The 18,328-nt window shown below is 36.4% G+C and carries 18 protein-coding genes; 3 read left to right on the top strand and 15 right to left on the bottom strand.

Translation table 11 applies throughout. The annotated features are described in order from the left end of the window. Positions 1-166 precede the first annotated feature (166 nt). The 4 genes from MKZ17_RS01265 to ypfJ all read right to left on the bottom strand — a co-directional run bounded on the left by MKZ17_RS01265 (position 167) and on the right by ypfJ (position 5,736). Complete coding sequence (locus MKZ17_RS01265; protein ID WP_340722014.1) at positions 167-1,864, bottom strand: M3 family oligoendopeptidase; 1,698 nt, start codon at positions 1,862-1,864, stop codon at positions 167-169. Between the two features lie 170 nt (positions 1,865-2,034). Continuing rightward, the gene (locus MKZ17_RS01260; RefSeq protein ID WP_340722013.1) at positions 2,035-3,783 is read right to left on the bottom strand and encodes a methyl-accepting chemotaxis protein; all 1,749 of its coding nucleotides are present in this window, start codon (positions 3,781-3,783) and stop codon (positions 2,035-2,037) included. A gap of 211 nt (positions 3,784-3,994) precedes the next feature. Continuing rightward, entirely contained in the window at positions 3,995-4,714 is a 720-nt protein-coding gene (locus MKZ17_RS01255) for a YebC/PmpR family DNA-binding transcriptional regulator (protein ID WP_340722012.1), read from the bottom strand. A 164-nt stretch (positions 4,715-4,878) separates the two neighbouring features. Further along, complete coding sequence (gene ypfJ, locus MKZ17_RS01250) at positions 4,879-5,736, bottom strand: KPN_02809 family neutral zinc metallopeptidase (RefSeq protein ID WP_340722011.1); 858 nt, start codon at positions 5,734-5,736, stop codon at positions 4,879-4,881. 214 nt (positions 5,737-5,950) lie between these two features. On the opposite strand from ypfJ, the gene MKZ17_RS01245 reads away from it, so the two are divergent. Together MKZ17_RS01245 and MKZ17_RS01240 are read left to right on the top strand one after the other, a co-directional pair. After that, the gene (locus MKZ17_RS01245; RefSeq protein ID WP_340722010.1) at positions 5,951-6,469 is read left to right on the top strand and encodes a sigma-70 family RNA polymerase sigma factor; all 519 of its coding nucleotides are present in this window, start codon (positions 5,951-5,953) and stop codon (positions 6,467-6,469) included. After that, positions 6,462-7,832 carry a hypothetical protein gene (locus MKZ17_RS01240; protein WP_340722009.1) on the top strand — a complete coding sequence of 457 codons (1,371 nt, stop codon included), beginning with the start codon at positions 6,462-6,464 and terminating at the stop codon, positions 7,830-7,832. The genes MKZ17_RS01245 and MKZ17_RS01240 overlap by 8 nt, the downstream gene beginning before the upstream one ends. A gap of 64 nt (positions 7,833-7,896) precedes the next feature. On the opposite strand, the gene MKZ17_RS01235 is transcribed toward MKZ17_RS01240, so the two are convergent. The 7 genes from MKZ17_RS01235 to MKZ17_RS01205 all read right to left on the bottom strand — a co-directional run bounded on the left by MKZ17_RS01235 (position 7,897) and on the right by MKZ17_RS01205 (position 13,624). Further along, positions 7,897-8,358 carry a low molecular weight protein-tyrosine-phosphatase gene (locus tag MKZ17_RS01235; RefSeq protein WP_340722008.1) on the bottom strand — a complete coding sequence of 154 codons (462 nt, stop codon included), beginning with the start codon at positions 8,356-8,358 and terminating at the stop codon, positions 7,897-7,899. Between the two features lie 105 nt (positions 8,359-8,463). Then, positions 8,464-9,066, bottom strand: coding sequence for a lysophospholipid acyltransferase family protein (locus tag MKZ17_RS01230; protein WP_340722007.1), 603 nt, complete (start codon positions 9,064-9,066; stop codon positions 8,464-8,466). A 68-nt stretch (positions 9,067-9,134) separates the two neighbouring features. Continuing rightward, entirely contained in the window at positions 9,135-10,019 is an 885-nt protein-coding gene (locus tag MKZ17_RS01225) for an NAD-dependent epimerase/dehydratase family protein (RefSeq protein WP_340722006.1), read from the bottom strand. Between the two features lie 3 nt (positions 10,020-10,022). Then, positions 10,023-10,862, bottom strand: coding sequence for a putative RNA methyltransferase (locus MKZ17_RS01220; RefSeq protein ID WP_340722005.1), 840 nt, complete (start codon positions 10,860-10,862; stop codon positions 10,023-10,025). Positions 10,863-10,960: 98 nt separating this feature from the next. Then, complete coding sequence (locus MKZ17_RS01215) at positions 10,961-11,920, bottom strand: polysaccharide deacetylase family protein (protein WP_340722004.1); 960 nt, start codon at positions 11,918-11,920, stop codon at positions 10,961-10,963. A gap of 192 nt (positions 11,921-12,112) precedes the next feature. Beyond that, positions 12,113-12,775, bottom strand: coding sequence for a nuclease-related domain-containing protein (locus MKZ17_RS01210; RefSeq protein ID WP_340722003.1), 663 nt, complete (start codon positions 12,773-12,775; stop codon positions 12,113-12,115). Positions 12,776-12,913: 138 nt separating this feature from the next. Next, positions 12,914-13,624, bottom strand: coding sequence for a YjjG family noncanonical pyrimidine nucleotidase (locus MKZ17_RS01205; RefSeq protein ID WP_340722002.1), 711 nt, complete (start codon positions 13,622-13,624; stop codon positions 12,914-12,916). A gap of 300 nt (positions 13,625-13,924) precedes the next feature. Between MKZ17_RS01205 and MKZ17_RS01200 the strand changes: the two genes are divergently transcribed. Further along, a complete protein-coding gene (locus MKZ17_RS01200; protein ID WP_340722001.1) occupies positions 13,925-14,692 on the top strand; it encodes a TSUP family transporter in 768 nt (255 codons plus the stop codon). Between the two features lie 38 nt (positions 14,693-14,730). Here MKZ17_RS01200 and MKZ17_RS01195 read toward each other — a convergent pair whose 3' ends face one another. The 4 genes from MKZ17_RS01195 to MKZ17_RS01180 form a co-directional block, all read right to left on the bottom strand. Next, a complete protein-coding gene (locus MKZ17_RS01195; RefSeq protein WP_340722000.1) occupies positions 14,731-15,402 on the bottom strand; it encodes a DUF554 domain-containing protein in 672 nt (223 codons plus the stop codon). Positions 15,403-15,476: 74 nt separating this feature from the next. Continuing rightward, positions 15,477-15,947 carry a DinB family protein gene (locus MKZ17_RS01190; RefSeq protein WP_340721999.1) on the bottom strand — a complete coding sequence of 157 codons (471 nt, stop codon included), beginning with the start codon at positions 15,945-15,947 and terminating at the stop codon, positions 15,477-15,479. Positions 15,948-16,024: 77 nt separating this feature from the next. Beyond that, positions 16,025-16,525: a DNA-deoxyinosine glycosylase gene (locus MKZ17_RS01185; protein ID WP_340725481.1), complete on the bottom strand. Its 501-nt coding sequence runs from the start codon at positions 16,523-16,525 to the stop codon at positions 16,025-16,027. Between the two features lie 113 nt (positions 16,526-16,638). Continuing rightward, entirely contained in the window at positions 16,639-18,234 is a 1,596-nt protein-coding gene (locus MKZ17_RS01180; RefSeq protein ID WP_340721998.1) for a glutathione ABC transporter substrate-binding protein, read from the bottom strand. Between the last annotated feature and the right edge of the window lie 94 nt (positions 18,235-18,328).

Here is an 18,328-nt window from a genome sequence, read left to right as displayed (position 1 = left end):
TTCTTTATTATTTATTCTGTATACAACTATGTACGTTTTATAATGCCCTAAAGTGTCACCAAATGCAAAAGAGTTTGTGATTAAAGTCTGTTATGAGCAAACTTTGGTTAGATTTTGAATAACTGAAGGGGCTGCATGATAGATTCTCTCATACAGCCCCAACAAATTATAATGACTTATCGTCTACCGAATTTAAATATGCTTCAATCGTACCAATTACGGACTCTACACATCCGTCTTCAAACGGCGAAACTAAGCCGGCTTCTTCTACTAACTTTGTAAATGAGTATGATCCACCAAGCTTACATAAATGCACATAATCTTTCCACGCAGACTCAAAATCTTCTCGTGAACGCTTCCAGAACTGGAACGCACAAATTTGGGCTAACGTATAGTCAATATAATAGAATGGACTTGCATAAATATGTCCTTGACGTTGCCAAATCGCACCCGATTCTAAATAGTTATGGCCGTCATAATCACGGTGTGGTAAATATTTTTTCTCAATTTCCTTCCAAGCCGCATTACGTTCAGCTGGCGTCATTTCTGGGTTTTCATAAACAACATGCTGGAACTCATCTACTGCTACACCATAAGGTAAGAATAATAAAGCGCTGCTTAAGTGATCGAACTTATATTTCTCTGTTTGGTGCTTAAAGAATAGCTCCATCCAAGGCCATGTAAAAAATTCCATACTCATAGAGTGAATTTCACAAGACTCATACGTTGGCCATAAATACTCTGGAATACCAATATTGCGGCTAGAATATACTTGGAAAGCGTGACCTGCCTCATGTGTTAAAACATCGATATCTCCAGATGTTCCATTAAAGTTTGAGAAAATGTACGGAGAGTCATAATCCTCGATAAACGTACAATAACCGCCACTTTCCTTGCCTTTCTTCGCCACTAAGTCCATTAAGTCATGTTCAATCATGTAATTGAAAAACTCCCCTGTTTCTGGTGAAAGCTCTTCATACATTTTTTTACCGTTGTCGACAATCCATTGTGGATCACCTTGAGGTACTGCATTTCCAGTTAAAAATGATAATCCTTCATCATAAAACTTGAATTCTTCTACGCCAATACGCTCTGCTTGACGCTCATATAATTTTGATGCGATTGGTACAATGAATTCACGTACCTGTTCACGGAAATTCGCCACCATTTTTGCATCATAATCCACGCGGTTCATATTCACATACCCAAGCTCTACATAGTTTTTAAAGCCTAGTTTAGTAGCAATTTCGTGACGTAATTTTACTAATTGATCATAAATCGAATCAAATTTTTCGTTGTTTGATGCATAAAAGTTTGCACTTGCTTCACGCGCTGCTTTACGCACTGTACGATCTGTAGATTCACCATAAGGGCCTAATTGTGCAAGTGTTAATGTTTTCCCATCAAATTCAATTTGCGCCGAAGCAACAAGTTTACTGTATTCAGAAGTAAGCTTGTTTTCCTTTTGCATTAACTCGATTACTTCAGGTGAGAAGCCTTTTAATAGATTTTCTGCTAATGCAAATAGCTGCGAGCCCCATTTTTCTTCTAATTGTGGACGGAATGGTGATTTCACTAGCTCTTTATAGTAGTTAAATACTAGTTCATCTGCAATTGGGCTTACTTCATCAAAGTAGTCACGTTCTTTTTGATAATACTCATCATTTGTATCAATTGACGCACGAATATAGACAATATTTGCCATCGTAGAAAATGTATTACGTAGTGCATTCAATTTTTCGATAACAGCACTTTGCTCTTCCACTGTTTTTGCAGCAGTAAATTCTACTAGTAAATCCGCTGATGCCTTTTTCATTTCTTCTAAGTCTGGGCGCTTATATTCAAATTCTTTAAACGTAACCATTATTTCACCTCATTTAAATTTTTCATCCTTAAATTACCTTTTAATTATTCATGATTTACTAGTAAATTGCAATATTATCAGAATATTATTTCAATAGGGGGGGTTACAATACGATAAAATCACATTACCAAATTAACAGTAATGTGATTTCAATTGCTCTACTTAGTTTTTTATAAATTAAACTTTTTCATCTCTATCACAACTTGCTTCGAATTTTCATCGAGTTTTTGAACGACGCCTTTTAAGTCATCCATCGCTTGTGTTTGAATATCAGATGACTGAGCTAATGATTTTGTCTGTGTTGAAATTTCATTGACTAAATGATTCATTTCTTCAGTTGAGGCTAAAATTTCCTCTGCACCTGCGGACATCTGTTCCACAACTGCCGAATCGTCCTGAATTCGATTGTTTACTTCATACACAGATTTTAAAATTTGGTGCAATTGTTGCCCAATTTCATTAACAGAGGCTGTGCCTGCTTTTACATCAGTTGTTGTCGATTTCATTTCGACTAAAGCTTGTTCTGTAATTTGCGTAAAATTTTGTAGATGTTCTGAAATTTCATCTGCTGAATGGCGAGACATTTCTGCTAACTTTCGTACCTCATCCGCTACTACCGCAAACCCTTTTCCAGCTTCACCAGCACGAGCAGCTTCTATTGCCGCATTTAAGGCGAGTAAATTGGTCTGATCCGCAATATTTGTAATAACTCCTACCATTTCCTTAATTGATTGGAAGTTTTCACCCATATCCGCTACAAGTAGCGATGTTTGTTCCACCGAATGTTCGACATTTTGAATTTGTGTTACTACAAATTTTGAGTTATTCGCCCCGTTTTCTACAAGACCCGTCATCTCATTTGAAATTTCCGCAATTTCATTCATTGTATCTGCTAGTCTTTGAATACCAATTGCCATTTCACCCATTGCAGTAGTTACTTCATTGTTACTTTCTGCTTGTAATTCGCCACTTCCGGAAATCGCTGCTATGTTTTGAATCATTTGCTCATTTGATTTATTGACACTCTGCGTTGAGCTTTCCATTTGATAGACAACTTGTTCTAAATCCTCCGTACGTTCCTTTAATACTGAGAATGTTATAGAGAGTTCAGTCAATGAATTTTGGAAATTCTTTGCAAAATCCGTAATTTCATTATTTGCCTTCAAGTTCATTTGTTGAACAATTTCTTTTGATTGAAGGATATCGCCAGATGCCAACTTTTCTACAGAGCTATTTAAAATTTTTAATGGCGATAATGAACGATGAATGAATACATATACACCAATCAGCGCGATAATAATAATTATAATAAACATGATCACCATTATCGGTACAACTTGCTTCGCAACACCATTACTTAATTCTTGAATGTATGAAGCGTCAATATCAACACCTAAATAGGCAACTGTTTCACCTGATGAATTTTTTACAGGAACAATGCCTGTTACGTATTCACCAAAATCGCTACTTAATACTTCTGTAGCATAACTGCCGTTTTCTATTACCTTTTCAATATGCTCATACTTTGTAGAGCCTGACTCATCACCTAATGCACCTGCTCCCTCAATATCATCTGCAGGCATCCCGTCTACTAAAAATTGAACAGCACCTTCTTTTTCTGGTACTGAATATGTATAGGCATACAAAACGCCATTAAATTCACGTAATGAATTTAATTGTTCTCGTAGCTCCCAATAAGTATCATTTTCCTCTGGGTCTTCTATTAATTCTTCATATTTCGCTATATCGATAAACTGAACTATATTTGAGGCAATCTCTATTGTACGTTCTTTTACTGCCGATTCAACCGAACGCATAGAGTTGTTAATCATCATATAAATGTTTAACACTAAAATGCCTATAAAGATAAGGGCAATCATACCGATGATGCGAACACCTAATTTATCCATTTTTTTCATACTCATTCTCCAAATATAATATTTTATTATAATATATTTTGAATTATTAGAACATTTATTTCAAGTTATTTGATTGTTGTTGGCATATAAATATGAAAGATAGTTATAATGATACTCATACCTTCCATAGGGAATTTGCATTAGAACTTAAATTGGTACTTTTTTATCAAAAAAAGATCCAAGAGTTTGCGCTCTTGGATCAATTTATCGATTATTCACCTAAATCTGCATTATGGTAAACGCGTTGAACGTCTTCTAAATCTTCTAATGCATCAATCATTTTTTCGAATTTCACTAAATCATCGCCCGTTAATGCCACATCTGTCATTGGGAGCATAGTTAATTCTGCAACTGTGAACTCTTCGATTCCTGCTGCTTTAAATGCTTCTTGTGTTACGTGGAATTGATCTGGCTCAACGTAAACGATAATTGTGCCTTCTTCATCCATAATGTCACGCATATCTAAATCTGCTTCCATTAAGATTTCAAGAATTTCATCTTCTGTTTTATCTTCAATACCAAATACGGCTGTATTTTGGAACATATGTGCAGCTGAACCACTAACGCCCATGTTCCCACCATTTTTACCGAACGCTGCACGAACTTCTGAAGCTGTACGATTTACGTTGTTTGTTAATGCATCAACTATTACCATCGTTCCGCCAATACCAAAGCCTTCATAGCGTAGTTCATCAAAGCTCTCTTCACCGCCACCCTTTGCTTTATCGATCGCTTTTTCAATGATGTGCTTAGGTACAGAATATGTTTTCGCACGCTCTAAAACTGTTTTAAGTGCACGGTTAGATTCTGGATTTGGCTCTCCAGATTTAGCTGCTACATAAATTTCACGACCAAATTTTGCATAGACACGGCTGTTTGCTGCATCTTTCCCGGCTTTTTTCTCTTTAATGTTATTCCATTTACGACCCATTTTTTCCACTCACTTTCATTCATCTATAAAGGAAACGTTTCTAAAAAAACGAAAAAATATTTTTTAACCTATTTATTATACATAAAGCGCAAAAAAAGATAAATTACTCTGCCAAAAAAAAATAAAAAACCTCTAGTGAATTAAGACCCACTAGAGGAAATTAATTACAAATCACTTGCTTTAAAAGTATTTCCGCCTTCAAGTGTTCCAAACTCAAATCCCCTTTTAAACCAACGCATTCGCTGCTCACTTGTACCATGTGTGAAACTTTCTGGGACAACATAGCCCTGTGCTTCCATTTGTAATGTGTCATCTCCAATTGCATTAGCCGCAGATAATGCCTCTTCAAAATCTCCCGCTTCTAAGTATCCCTTATTTTGAACATGATGCGCCCATACGCCTGCTAAATAGTCAGCCTGCAATTCCAAACGCTTTACTTGCTCATTATACTGAGCTTGCGATACTTTACCGCTTAATGCGTGAACTTCTTGAGATGTACCAATTAAAGTTTGAACATGGTGCCCTACTTCATGGGCGACAACATATGCCATAGCGAAATCACCCGGTGCTTTAAAGCGTGTTTTTAATTCTTTATAGAAACTCAAATCGATGTACAACTTATAATCTGCTGGACAATAAAATGGTCCAACCGCTGCGTTTTGTAAGCCACATCCTGAACTCACACTATTTGTAAATAAAACAAGTGTTGGGTTTTGATAAGTCATCCCATTTTCTGCAAAAACTTTCTGCCAAACATCTTCTGTATCTGCTAATACAACCGATATAAATTCTGCCAGCTCCTCTTCTTCGGCAGTTGGTTCATAATTTTCCGTTGTTTGGCCATTTTGCGTAATACTTTTTGTCACTGTATCTAATACATCACCCGTGTCCCCACCATTTAATAATGTAAAAATAATAGCAATTACGATTCCAATTCCACCTAGTCCCCCGCCTATTTTCCCTGCACTCATACCTCGACGATCTTCTACATTACTACTTTTCCTTCTACCTTTAACTTCCATCAAAGTCCCTCCAGTATAGCTCCCTACTTTTTCCTATTCATACCCCTTTTAGTATCGGAATTAACTTTAAAATATAAGCAACAATCCTTTCTAAAGATACCCACCATTTCTTAGAAAACAAAAAAGAAGAGAAAACTTTATCAATTCAGTAAAACGCAACCAGTTGTTGTCTCGTCTAATGTTAAAGAACCTTTCTAGAAAGGAGGAATGCTTTATGCTACTTTCAGAAGAACTTGCTTTCCAAGAAATTATGAAGTCTTATACAGAACCATTATTAAAAATTGCATACTTATATGTAAAGGATTGGCACGTGGCAGAGGATATCGTACAGGATACGTTTTTATCCTATTACGAAAAATTTGAGCAATTTGAGGAGCGCTCTTCATTAAAAACCTATCTCGTTCGAATTACAATTAATAAATGTAAGGATTATTTAAAAAGCTGGAGGTATCGGAAACTCTTTTTGACTAATCGATTTTCTTTAACTAAAAAAGAACAGGCACACCTCGTACAACAAGAGGAACGATTAGATATTGCTAACGCTGTACTAAATTTACCACTTCATTTAAGAGAGGTCGTAATTCACTACTATTATGAAGAGCTATCTATCTTAGAAATATCTACGATACTTTCCTTATCTGATAATACAGTAAAAACAAGGCTGAGGAGAGCCAGGCAGTTGCTAAAGGAGCAATTGTCAATGGATGAATGGGAGGTGCTTTCAAATGAATGAAGTAAAAAGGCAATTGGAAAAAAAAATGAGCGATACAAAAAAACGGGCGGAATCTGTCATGGCTAAAGTAGAACAACAAAAACGGCTTCAAAAGCCTAAAAACAACGTGAACAAACGGTATTATATAACCTTTGCGTCGTTTATAGCACTATTAGGTGCGCTTTTATTTGTCTTGAATCCTTGGGAGTCCAGTCTTTCTAACACTGTAGCAAACCCACCTCCGAATGAAACAATCACACACCCTCAACTCAATGAGGACGACGGAGACTTGACGAATTCATTACGAAAATATTTTAAAGCGGATGGAGATGTTGCTTACTTTTTGGGTAGTGGGAATGAATATGCTACCTTTACTGAAACAACAACATGGTTGAATGAAGATTTTGTTGAAGTAATGGAGAACAACAGTGGTGCTACTATGCGCAACATATATCATATTTCTGAGGATGCGATAGAACTCGTTTTTGAAGAAATGGTCGATGCAAGTAAAACAGAGCTCACTATTAATCAACTCAAAACATTTGCACCCATTTCCACTCTTTTAAAATGGCCACTACAAAATGGGGAAACATTTGAAGGGAAAACGGTAACTTTCCATTCACAATTTAAAACGCCCTACACAACCTTTGAAAATGTCATACAAATTACAGAGCCTTTAGAAAATGGAGAAAATCAAGATTTCTTTGCTGAAAACTATGGCTTAATCGCACAAATTTATAAAACGGAAGATGGCTATGAAGTAATATCTCTACTCGCTTCTATTAATGCATCCCCTAATCAAGTTTCAAATGAAGTCATTCCTTTTCAAAATGTTACAACGGGGCATGAAGAGCGTCTCCCTCTAAGTAAGTTGAAGTTTTTAGATCCTCTGATTATGTATCGGTCAGATGCAACTTCGTTTTCAATGACTTACGAGCCTTTATTTGACTATGAAGATTCAGAAATTGGGGTATTTAGCTATTTTTGTGACAATTTAAACTGTGAGCTTGCCATCGTACAGCGAAAAAATGAACAAGTTTCAACCATTGCTCAAACTTGGGGCACCCTTGGGCAATATGAATTATCACCAAACGGTCAAAAGGTAATTTTCCCATTCGTAAACCAAGATTCTTACGGGAAAGCATCCATTTCAAGAACAATGTTACAACTTGTCAATTTAAATTCGTTACTTACGGAAGTACCAGCCTCAGGAGATTTTTATTTTAGTGGCTATTTTTATCCGGTACGGGATTTTAGTTGGCAAAACGATCAGACGATTCTACTCGAAGTTGCCGATATAGAAAATTATGAAAACGAATCAATTTTTCATTGGCAAAACAGCAAGACACAACAAACAAAAGAACTTACTGTGCACCACCCATAAAGTGTTGCTAATTTTACTAAAAAAGCGGTATGGAATAGTAATTTCATACCGCACACATATCTTATTAAAATCCTTCACTCACTATACGTGCTAGTAATGCCTCGCAGCCTTCTACACACAACTCATAAGTTTCTTTAAAATCTCCTGTATACCATGGATCTGGTACGTCTTTTTTATGGGATGTTAAATCTAAAAAACGGTAAATTTTTGGATGATCTAATGCCCTTAACATTTCCTTTGTATTTGATACATTATTCGCATCCATACAAGCAATATAATCAAATTCCTCTAAATCAGAACTACGTAACTGGCGCGCCTTCATTCCACTCGTCGTAATATTGAATTCTTGTAATTTTGCCATTGTACCTCTATGTGGTGGCTCTCCTATATGATAATTACTCGTTCCCGCCGAATCTACCTCAATTCGATCACTCAAGCCTCGCTTTTCTACTAAGTCACGCATCACCGCTTCGGCCATTGGTGAACGACAAATATTCCCTAAACATACAAATAGCACTCGCTTCATCTATACTCCTCCTCTAGAAAAGAAACTGTACCCAACGTGGAAAAAACGTTAAGTACAGCTTTTATTGTCGGTATCTCAATATGAACGATTAATAAGAAATCTTCGCTAGCGAACTTCAGGATGCATTTCCTTTAGTTGATTCGTTAATCGCGTTAGCTCCGCCTCTAAAAATTGGATAGACTCATCGCGCCCTTCTTTTCCACCTTCTACTGTGAAGGGCTTACCATAAACTAAATACCCCTTTTGACGTTTAAATACCCCTTTAGCATTTTTAGGACCAATATAAGCAGCGGGCACAATTTGTGCCTTTGATAATTGCGCAATCGTCACAGCCCCTGCCTTTAGCTCGCTATTTTCTGAGCTACGTGTACCGCTTGGGAAAATCCCAACAATTTTGCCATCTTTAATAAGCTGACGTGGAATTTTAATTACACTTGGACCTGGATTATCACGATCTACTGGAAAGGCATTTAAATTTTTAATGAGCCAACCTAATCCCTTCATTTCAAACAATTGCTTTTTTGCCATAAAATGAATTTCACGCGGGTAAATGGATACACCCAAATTTAAAATATCAATATAGCCATTATGTGTACATGCTATAACAAATCCGCCTTCTTTCGGCACATTTTCAAGTCCATAAACTTTAGCCTTTGCACCATTAACCTTTAAAATTGTATTTACAACACTTGCAATAAATTTATACACGTTTTATCCTACCTTATTCTTAATCTTATTGTATTGTAATCGAAACTAGTAAGTTCATTCAACGCCCACTATTTTGCACTGGATTCTACAATTGCTTCAACTAATGATGGAAGCCAATCATTTAACTCACTAAACGTAAAACCTGCTTTTTGTGCTTTTTCGGTCGTCATATACCAAGAAGCGGGCACAGCATACGGTGAACGAATTTCATCTGTTCCCAGTAATGCAATTTTTGCACGTTTTTCTGTTTTTTCTTCAATGAGGGCAATTAAGTCTTTCAGAGAAATAACCCCATTTGCTGTTGCATTAATTGGTCCTTCAACTGCATTCATTCCAGCCCACTCTAAAAAGCGGGCAGCTTCTGTTGCTTGGATAAAAGACATTTCAGCATCCATATTGACAAATCCAATTGGCTCATCCTGTAAAATACGCTCAACGTGGAAATGTAGGCGACGTGTATAATCATCGTCCCCCATTACAATTGGGAAACGTACCGCTACAACTGGGAACTCGGCATATTTATAAAAGACTGCCTCTGCTAAACGTTTGCCTTCCCCATAAGTGAAATCTGTTGTATTTCCCATCACAATCTCATATGAATACGGATCAAAATCAGCCTCATCATGTGCCTTTCCAGTTGCTTCATATGTAGATAAAGTAGAAGTAAAAACAAGCTTTCCAATCGAACCATTAAAAATTTCACAAAACTGCTTTGCTTCATTCGGTGAATAGCAAATATTATCATATACAACATCAAATTTTCTTCCTGCTACTGCAGCTTTAAATGCTTCTACATTTGTTCGGTCAACTTGAATATGCTCTACTTGAGTGCCAAATGAGTTTTGAGATTGCCCTCGTGTCACAATCGTTACACGGTGATTTGCTTCAAGTAATCTCTCTACTAACTTCCTCCCAAAGAAACGTGTGCCACCTAATACTAATATGTCTTTCATCCGTTACCTCTCCATTCCAATTAATAAATCTAAATCAATCGTAATTTCCTGTAGGTGAATGTTTTCTTTATTATCAATATGCCAGCCCATTGGTGTCATTTCAAGTAGCTTTTGCACAAGTTCTGAAGGTAATGGCATTGTATACGTTATACGCTTTACTTTTACGATATCAAAGCTTTCTATAAAGCGTTCAACAGTTTGTGTGTTCGTATAGCTTTCCTTCTCTGAATCCGCAAATGCTTGCACCCGTAATTCCTTTAAATAGTTTTCTTGTGGTACAACTTTAATTACCTTTCCACCCGGCTTTAATAGACGTTTAAACTCATCATAATTAGCTGGGGATAAAATATTTAAAATAACATCAAAGGACCCCTCATTAAATGGGCTATTTGCTAAATCTCCTACACACCATAATTCTTCTGTGTAAAACTTTGCTGCTGCTATAATACCTTCCTTTGAGATATCAATCCCGACACCTATTGAACGAGGCAGTTGCTCGCATATACGGTGTAAATGTGACCCTTCTCCTGAACCTGTATCGAGTAGTACCGGTGATTCTACTGTTACTTCATTAACAATTGCATTTTGCAATTCATCATAGATGCCTGCGTTAATGACAGCATGACGTGATTCAAACAGTTCTTTGCCATACATTGAATTTACAGGTCGACTCAACAAATATAAATAGCCTTGCTTTGAGACATCAAAAGAATGTCCATTTGAACAGCTCATTTTCCCTTCTTCACTGATGTCCATTTGCTCACTACATATCGGACACGCAAAAATTTCTATATATTGTTGCAATTGCTTAATACTTAACGCACGTTTTGATAATAGACCCATCACGGATCCTCCTTCTTTCATGTTCGATTGTATCGTAACATATTTCCGAACAATAAAAAAAAGGAAATAGCTATTGCTATTCCCTAAAAATTATTAATTTAATAATTCATTAATTCACTCGTAGTTACAAACTCATATCCTTCATCAATTAAAAACGTAATGACAAGATCTAGAGCTTGTGCTGTTTCCGCGTGAATATCATGCATTAGTATTATTCCATTATCCTTTACTTGCTGCTTTACTTTTTCTAGCGTTATAGCCGGTGTTCTATGTTGCCAATCAAGCGTATCAACATTCCATAAAACAGGTATCATTTCAATTGCAGATCTGACATGGTCATCTATTGCCCCATATGGTGGGCGATATGCTTTTGGGTACGTATGAATCGCATCGAAAATAACCGCGTTTGTTCGATTAATTTCCTCACTTATTTCTTCTTTTGTAAGTCCCTTTAAGTTTTTATGACTCCAAGAATGATTTGCAATTTCATGACCTTGTTCATTAATTCGATGTAATACATCTAAATTTTCTACTACATTTTCCCCAAGCACAAAGAACGTTGCTTTTACTTGGTGTTTTTGGAGTATTTCCAAAATCGCATCTGTAATCGTGCGATGTGGACCATCATCAAAAGTCAGCGCAATTTTCTTTGGCGTTTCTTGTGGATCCGTCATAGGGTCTGGCTCTCGCTCTAGATTTACTTGTGGCTCTGGATTTCCTTGTTGCTCTGGCTCTTTTTCAGCTGGCACCTTTTCTTCAACTGGAATGTCATTTGGAACAAGTAGCTCTTTTACCTCTATGTATGCTTCACAGTCGCGAATCAGTTTAGGTAAACCTCCATTTGCAAAAAACGGTTTATTCCAAGTAGTTGTGTTCGGTGCTGCTTGCTCATTCAAATGATGAATAAATTCAGCAAATGCTTTTTGTTCGGTATAAGTAGGAATCGCTAACACTTTCTCTTTATTTGCCAACGTCACATTAGCCGATACATTCCACTGATTTACGATTAAAAAGAGTACCCCTAAAACAATGCTAATTACTGCTACGATTCTACCCATCTTCCAAACCTCCACAAATCTATACTATTTAATAGACGTATGAAGGATATCAAAAAGTTGATAGTTTTTAAATACAAATCCCGAAAATTTTTAAGATCCAAATACATAAACAACATTTGAAATACCTATTAAAAAAGACCACATGAAAGTTATACGTGACTTTCATGCAGCCTTTATCTACATTTTAATTTTTTATGCCATTGAGTTTTTTAATTTTAATGTTGTATCTTTTACATTCATCATACCTTCAAGTGCTGTATAAACCGACTGAATTTCAGTATCCGATAAACGCTTTCCATCTAAGGTGTTCACCCATTTTTTTAGATCGGAAGCTTTAATTACTTCCGTACCTTCAGAATGTAATTCAATCTGTTGGAACGCACAATCATTTGTAAAAATTACAAGCGTGTCGAATAATTCTTCATTCATATCCGGTAGTTGATCTTGTAGCGCATATTTGAAACGCTTCGCTTCATGGATTGGATTGCCAAATAAGTTCGACTTATTTCTATGTAGTAATTGTGTCCAATGAATGTCTTGCTCACGGCCATTAATCCAACCTGTCATTTCTTTTACATTAATTACATAAATTCCTGATTCATGTAATAGAACCACATCAATTTGATGTAATTCTCCATTTGAAGGCACTTGCAAATTAACTAAAACTTTTTGAGAGCCATTTGTTGTATCAAATGCATTTACTAATTTATTCGTTAATCTTACTTTTTTCTTCGTTAGTAAATCAAAATAAGAATAACCCGTTAATTTGTAAAATGACGTATTATCATGAAGATAAATATTAATCGAAAAATAACCAATAATAGCAATAAATACAATTAGAAAAAATAGTGTCATTATACTCACTCCCTGCGTGAATCGTTAACTACTATTTTATCAAACATCGAAATTCTTTACTATGCACCTATTGACTATATTTGCTATATCATTTGACACTCAAGATTAGATGAACTATCAAAAAAGTACTATGATTAACTATTTATTTAAGGCCATTTCACTTTGTTCTAAAATAGGAAGTAATTGCGCAAGCTTTTCGATTGTATAAGTTGCTTTAATTTCGTGTGTTGCCTCCTTATGTAAAGGATTGAGCCAACATGTATCTATTCCAGCACCAGCACCGCCAATAATATCAGCGCTATAAGAGTCTCCAATTATAATCGCTTTTGCTGGGTCAAAATGTGGAATTCTCTCAAATACATAATCGAAAAATTGCTTCATCGGCTTTTGAAAACCTGTATTTTCAGAAACAAATACTTGTTTAAAATAAGGCCCCAAGCCTGTCACTTCTAATCGTTTATTTTGCGTATCCGAAATACCATTCGATGTAATATATAGCTCATATTTTGGCGCTAGCGTCTGGATGACTTCTAAAGCCCCTTCCACAAACACCTTACTTTCTGCTAAATAGCTACGGTATTCTGCATCGAGGGCAAGACCGTCTACTTTTCTACCGAAATGTTCAAATGTTTTTCCAAAACGAGTTTCCAATAATTGCTCGCGTGTAATTTGTCCCTCTTCTAATGCCTGCCAAAGTCCAGCATTAATTTCTTTATAAACACTATGAATTTCAGGCGTAAGTGGAACCTGATGCGCTTCAAATAGCTTTGGTAAGGCAAGTGTTTCAGCTGCATGGAAATCTAGTAATGTATCATCTAAATCAAAAAATAAAAATTGATATTGCTTCATGACAAATTCTCCATTTCAAATTGTTTCATTCCGTTACCATATCATACCTAATTTAAAATTTTAACTATTTCTACTTCTTCTATTTACTTTATGTTATATTTCCGATAGCATTTCTATATCTCGCGATGACGGGCAGTAACATATAATGCCCATAAAAGCACGATTGGTAAATAATAGTGGTGGGTGTGGTTGGTTTAAAGTGGCACATCCTAGGTAAAGAAGTCGGCGTTCACATAGCGGTGCCTAAAACCCCCCACTCTTTGTAGCTTCACTTTAATACATAGAAGGAAGGTTTACTTTATGGGTTTTGATTTAGATCCCCAGCTTGTCATTATATTAATTTGCTTCGGGTTTTTAGCAGCATTTATCGACTCTGTCGTTGGTGGTGGTGGTCTCATTTCTTTGCCTGCGCTAATGTTTACAGGATTAAGTCCATCAGCAGCTGTAGCTACGAATAAACTGGCAGGGACAATGGGTTCTTTAACGAGCACAATTACATTTTATCGTTCAGGAAAACTCGATGTGAAATCTGTGTTTAAATTTTTCCCATTCGTTTTTATTAGTTCAATGATTGGTGCTTGGATTGTACATTTGCTTGATCCGAGTTTATTGAAGCCTCTCATGCTTATTATGCTGGCGGCTGTTTTAGTTTATACGCTTTTCAAAAAAGACTGGGGAAGCATATCCGCTGTAAAGGAACTTTCTAAGACGAAGTTCATCTTATTTTTAGTTGTTATCGCATTTATAGGTTTTTATGATGGTTTTTTAGGACCAGGGACAGGCTCATTTTTAATTTTTGCTTATTTAATGGTTGGATATGATTTTTTAAAGGCTGCAGGAAATGCAAAGTTTTTAAACTTCGGCAGTAATATTGGTGCACTCCTTATGTTTATGTATTTAGGTCAGATCAATTATGCTTATGGGTTCATTATGGGTGCTGCGCAAATTGTCGGTGCAATTGTTGGTTCTAAATATGCCATTAAACGTGGAAGTGGTTATGTACGCGTCCTATTCATTATCGTTACCGTAACATTACTTGCTAAAAACACATATGATTATTTCTTTTAAAAAAAGAGAACTGCCCTTAAAATTGGCCGTTCTCTTTCCTAATTTATAATAATAAACCATATAACTGGTACGAGAAGTGCTGGGAGCATATTGAGCGTTTTGCTGTCTTTGATTTCTAAAATAGATAACCCGGATGCAAAAATTAATACGCCTCCTACAATTGATACTTCTGTCATAAGAGCTTCTGTTAAAAATGGCTCCAAATTTTGTGCGAGTAAATAAATGCTACCTTGCCAACAAAATAGAACAATCGCAGCAAACATAATACCGATGCCATATGTTGCAGCTAATGCAATAGATGTCACAAAATCAAGCGTTGCATTCGTCAGTAAATATGTATGGTTATTATATAAAGCACTTTCAATTGGACCTAAAATAGATAACGTCCCGATACAAAATAATAAAATTGCCGTTGAAAGCCCCTTGCTTAAATTGGAATGACCAAAACGTCCAACTAATGAATTGAACTTCCCATCTAAATCAAGTAATGCGCCTACGAAGCTTCCGATTGCCAAGCTCACGATAAAGAGCACAGGGTACTTACTATTCGGCATATTTTCAACAATTGCATTTGCACCTAGTGCTAATGCGGCGAATCCCATCGCGTTAAATAGTGCCGTTTGGTATTCTTTTCTAATCCCCTTTTTTACTGCTGCTCCAATTAACGTGCCTAAAATAATAAGAACTGTGTTGACAATTGTTCCAAACATTTATTTTCTCTCCCCAGTGCAAATTGCATACAATTTATAAAGAAAAACTCCGAAACGAGTTCGGAGCTGTTCCATTATTGCATTTCTTGAGTTGGTCCCATTACTGGTGGTACTTTTAAGCCCGTTTGGCGTAATAAGACTGTCATTTGACCAACATGATGTGTTTGATGGTTAATCACAACACGTAATAACTGACCGCGCTTCATCATGCCACCAAATGCTGGCACTTCTTCTTCTAATTGCTCAGATGTTAGACTGGCTACTTCTTTATTAAAAGCTTCAATTACCATTTCGTATTTTTCAATAATTTCAGCCATTGTTCCAGGCTGCTTCATATCAGGACCTGGTGCTGGAATTTGTAATCCTGCAAAATGGCCAAATGCACCTGCAACACTTACTAGATGCCATGAAAGCCATCCTAATGAATTGTGCCCTTCAACAATTGATACTTCCATTTTAGCGTCTGGAATAGCTTGCATGACCTTTAAAGCACCTTTTGAAGAATTTGCCCAATCAAAAATAAAATCCTCTGCAACACGGTACATATATCCATCTCCTTTTATCTCTTTACTACTATCATACCGAACTCTATTTGTACAGGCTATAGGAATGCTTACAAATTTTACTCGTCTAGTGCGTGCTTAAGGATACGCCATGCGGCAACCTTTTCCTCAAATGATTTAATATTTTTCCCTGGAATTGGGCTAGTGGATGGCATTTTTTCAAACTCTCTCCCATTAAGTATTGATAAACCAATATGTTTCTTAAACACATTGAAGCTTTTTCCACCATTAAATAGTACAAGCTGGATTTGTGGATATTGCTGAAAAAGCCATTCAAAATCATTGGGGATTTCATTTTTTATCGTTGCATCTAGGCTGCCTTGTCGCTCACAACTTTGAATAGAATCCCACAGTCCAATTTTTCGGATACGTAATAACTCTATTTTCTGTTCGTACTGCTCTGGAATTGTTACATTTAAGAGCTGTCCTATTATTGGCCAAAAATGATTGCGTGGGTTACCGTAATATTGTTGTTTATCTAACGATTGTTTCCCTGGCATTGACCCGATGATTAATACTTTCGTCTCGTCATCAACAATCGGTGGTAGGACGTTTTGAATTGGCTACATTTCCATTGGCTGTCACCCTCTCTATAGTTTCAGTATACAAAATGGCAGAAAAAAGCGCCGCTCACAACTGTCTATGAACAATTGCAAGTAGCGCTTTGAATTAACTATTGTGTAATTTTCACTTTTTGAATTTGGTAAATTCCCGTTGCATCTACTGAAAAGCCAGAGATGTTATTTGCATAGCCTGTTAAATAAGCTTGGTGGTGAACGAATGCTGCTGGTGCTTGTTTAGTAATAATTTCCTGTGCTTCTTTGTAAATACCCATACGTGTTGCATCATCCGTTTCAACACGACCAGCCTCCAGTAATTTATCTAATTCTGAATTATTAAAGCGAGTACGGTTGTTGTTGCCAATATCTGATGAATGGAATAATGGATACAATGCCCCATCCGCATCACCTGTCGAAGGTGCCCACCCTAATATGAACATATCATGCTCATTTTTAGATGTTTTCTCTAAGTATGCGCCCCACTCTAGCACTTCAATTGAAACTTCAATGTTTAATTGTTTTAATGTTTCTTGTAATATTACCGCAATTTGTTGACGCTGAGGATTGTCATTTGTCCAAATTGCCGTTTTGAAGCCTTCTTTCAATCCTGCTTCTTCTAATAGTTTTTTAGCTTCTTCTATATTTGTATCCTGCTTCGTTATATCCTCTGTGTGTCCCCAAACCATTGGTGATAATGGACCAAATGCTGCGACACCAAATCCATCATAAACCCCTTGAATAATGGCCTCACGATCTAAAGCCTTTGCAATTGCTTGACGCACCTTTACGTTATCATATGGTGCTTTTTCTGTATTAAATCCAACATAGGAAATCGATACAGATGGCTGTTTAATTACTTGAGCAAATCCTTCTACAAGTGGTACCTCAGTTGGTTGAACAGGATCAATTATATGGGCGTATCCTGCTTCTAAGTCTGCAGCACGCGTTTGACTTTCAGGCACAGTTTTAAAAACTGCTAAATCATATGCTACTTGCTCACCCCAGTACTCTGTATTTTTAACTAAGCGAATTTCCTGACCAGATGTCCATTTATCTAACTTTAAGAAACCAGTGCCAATTGGGTTTTCATTGACATACGCACGAGCTTCTCCACCACTTTCCATACGCTTATAGTCTTCTGCAATAACAGCCGGGCTAATTATATTTCCACCTGGGTGTGTTAAAGCAAATAATAACGGACCATATGGTTGTTCCGTTTTAATTTGTACAGTATATTCATCTACTACGACAACTTCCTTAACTGGCTCAAAATTAGATAAACGTGGTGAAGCAATAGCTGGATCAAGTAAACGGTCTAAATTAATTTTTACTGCCTCAGCGTTGAAGTCTGTACCATCATGGAATTTTACGCCTTCACGTAGTTTTAATTGTAATGTTAATTCATCAACATATTCCCATGATTGTGCTAATAATGGTTCAATGTCACCCGTTTCGAAGTTTCTAACAACAAGCGTCTCAAAAATATTACGTTGAACATTGGAAGAGGGGACATCATTTGAACCATGTGGATCTAACTCAACCGCCTCTGATAATACTTCAATGATTAATTCTCCTCCCTGTACGACTGCTTCTGAATTTGTTTTTTTACTTGCACCTTCTGATGATGCATCTTCCCCCTCATTACTACACGCGACTAATAAGAAAATAAGTGAAAATACGAATACGAGCCATAAACGGTTTGCTTTCATCTTTTAACCCTCCTCCACTATAAAACTGAATTTTCAGTTTTTTATATCGTAACGTGTCCTGAATCAGAATGCAATATTTTTCTTATAATAGTAA

The sequence above is a fragment of the Solibacillus sp. FSL R7-0682 genome, from assembly GCF_038005985.1.
Lineage (GTDB): Bacteria > Bacillota > Bacilli > Bacillales_A > Planococcaceae > Solibacillus.
This window is presented reverse-complemented; position numbering and strand designations above follow the sequence as displayed.

Excerpts from the sequence above, each read along its gene's own strand:
- MKZ17_RS01190 (WP_340721999.1), bottom strand. The coding sequence starts at position 15,947 with ATGTACCGTGTTGCAGAGGATTTTATTTTTGATTGGGCAAATTCTTCA.
- MKZ17_RS01195 (WP_340722000.1), bottom strand. The coding sequence starts at position 15,402 with ATGTTTGGAACAATTGTCAACACAGTTCTTATTATTTTAGGCACGTTA.
- MKZ17_RS01200 (WP_340722001.1), top strand. The coding sequence starts at position 13,925 with ATGGGTTTTGATTTAGATCCCCAGCTTGTCATTATATTAATTTGCTTC.
- MKZ17_RS01265 (WP_340722014.1), bottom strand. The coding sequence starts at position 1,864 with ATGGTTACGTTTAAAGAATTTGAATATAAGCGCCCAGACTTAGAAGAA.
- MKZ17_RS01220 (WP_340722005.1), bottom strand. The coding sequence starts at position 10,862 with ATGGGTCTATTATCAAAACGTGCGTTAAGTATTAAGCAATTGCAACAA.
- MKZ17_RS01240 (WP_340722009.1), top strand. The coding sequence starts at position 6,462 with ATGAATGAAGTAAAAAGGCAATTGGAAAAAAAAATGAGCGATACAAAA.
- MKZ17_RS01255 (WP_340722012.1), bottom strand. The coding sequence starts at position 4,714 with ATGGGTCGTAAATGGAATAACATTAAAGAGAAAAAAGCCGGGAAAGAT.
- MKZ17_RS01225 (WP_340722006.1), bottom strand. The coding sequence starts at position 10,019 with ATGAAAGACATATTAGTATTAGGTGGCACACGTTTCTTTGGGAGGAAG.
- MKZ17_RS01245 (WP_340722010.1), top strand. The coding sequence starts at position 5,951 with ATGCTACTTTCAGAAGAACTTGCTTTCCAAGAAATTATGAAGTCTTAT.
- MKZ17_RS01210 (WP_340722003.1), bottom strand. The coding sequence starts at position 12,775 with ATGACACTATTTTTTCTAATTGTATTTATTGCTATTATTGGTTATTTT.
- MKZ17_RS01205 (WP_340722002.1), bottom strand. The coding sequence starts at position 13,624 with ATGAAGCAATATCAATTTTTATTTTTTGATTTAGATGATACATTACTA.
- MKZ17_RS01215 (WP_340722004.1), bottom strand. The coding sequence starts at position 11,920 with ATGGGTAGAATCGTAGCAGTAATTAGCATTGTTTTAGGGGTACTCTTT.
- ypfJ (WP_340722011.1), bottom strand. The coding sequence starts at position 5,736 with ATGGAAGTTAAAGGTAGAAGGAAAAGTAGTAATGTAGAAGATCGTCGA.
- MKZ17_RS01260 (WP_340722013.1), bottom strand. The coding sequence starts at position 3,783 with ATGAAAAAAATGGATAAATTAGGTGTTCGCATCATCGGTATGATTGCC.
- MKZ17_RS01180 (WP_340721998.1), bottom strand. The coding sequence starts at position 18,234 with ATGAAAGCAAACCGTTTATGGCTCGTATTCGTATTTTCACTTATTTTC.
- MKZ17_RS01235 (WP_340722008.1), bottom strand. The coding sequence starts at position 8,358 with ATGAAGCGAGTGCTATTTGTATGTTTAGGGAATATTTGTCGTTCACCA.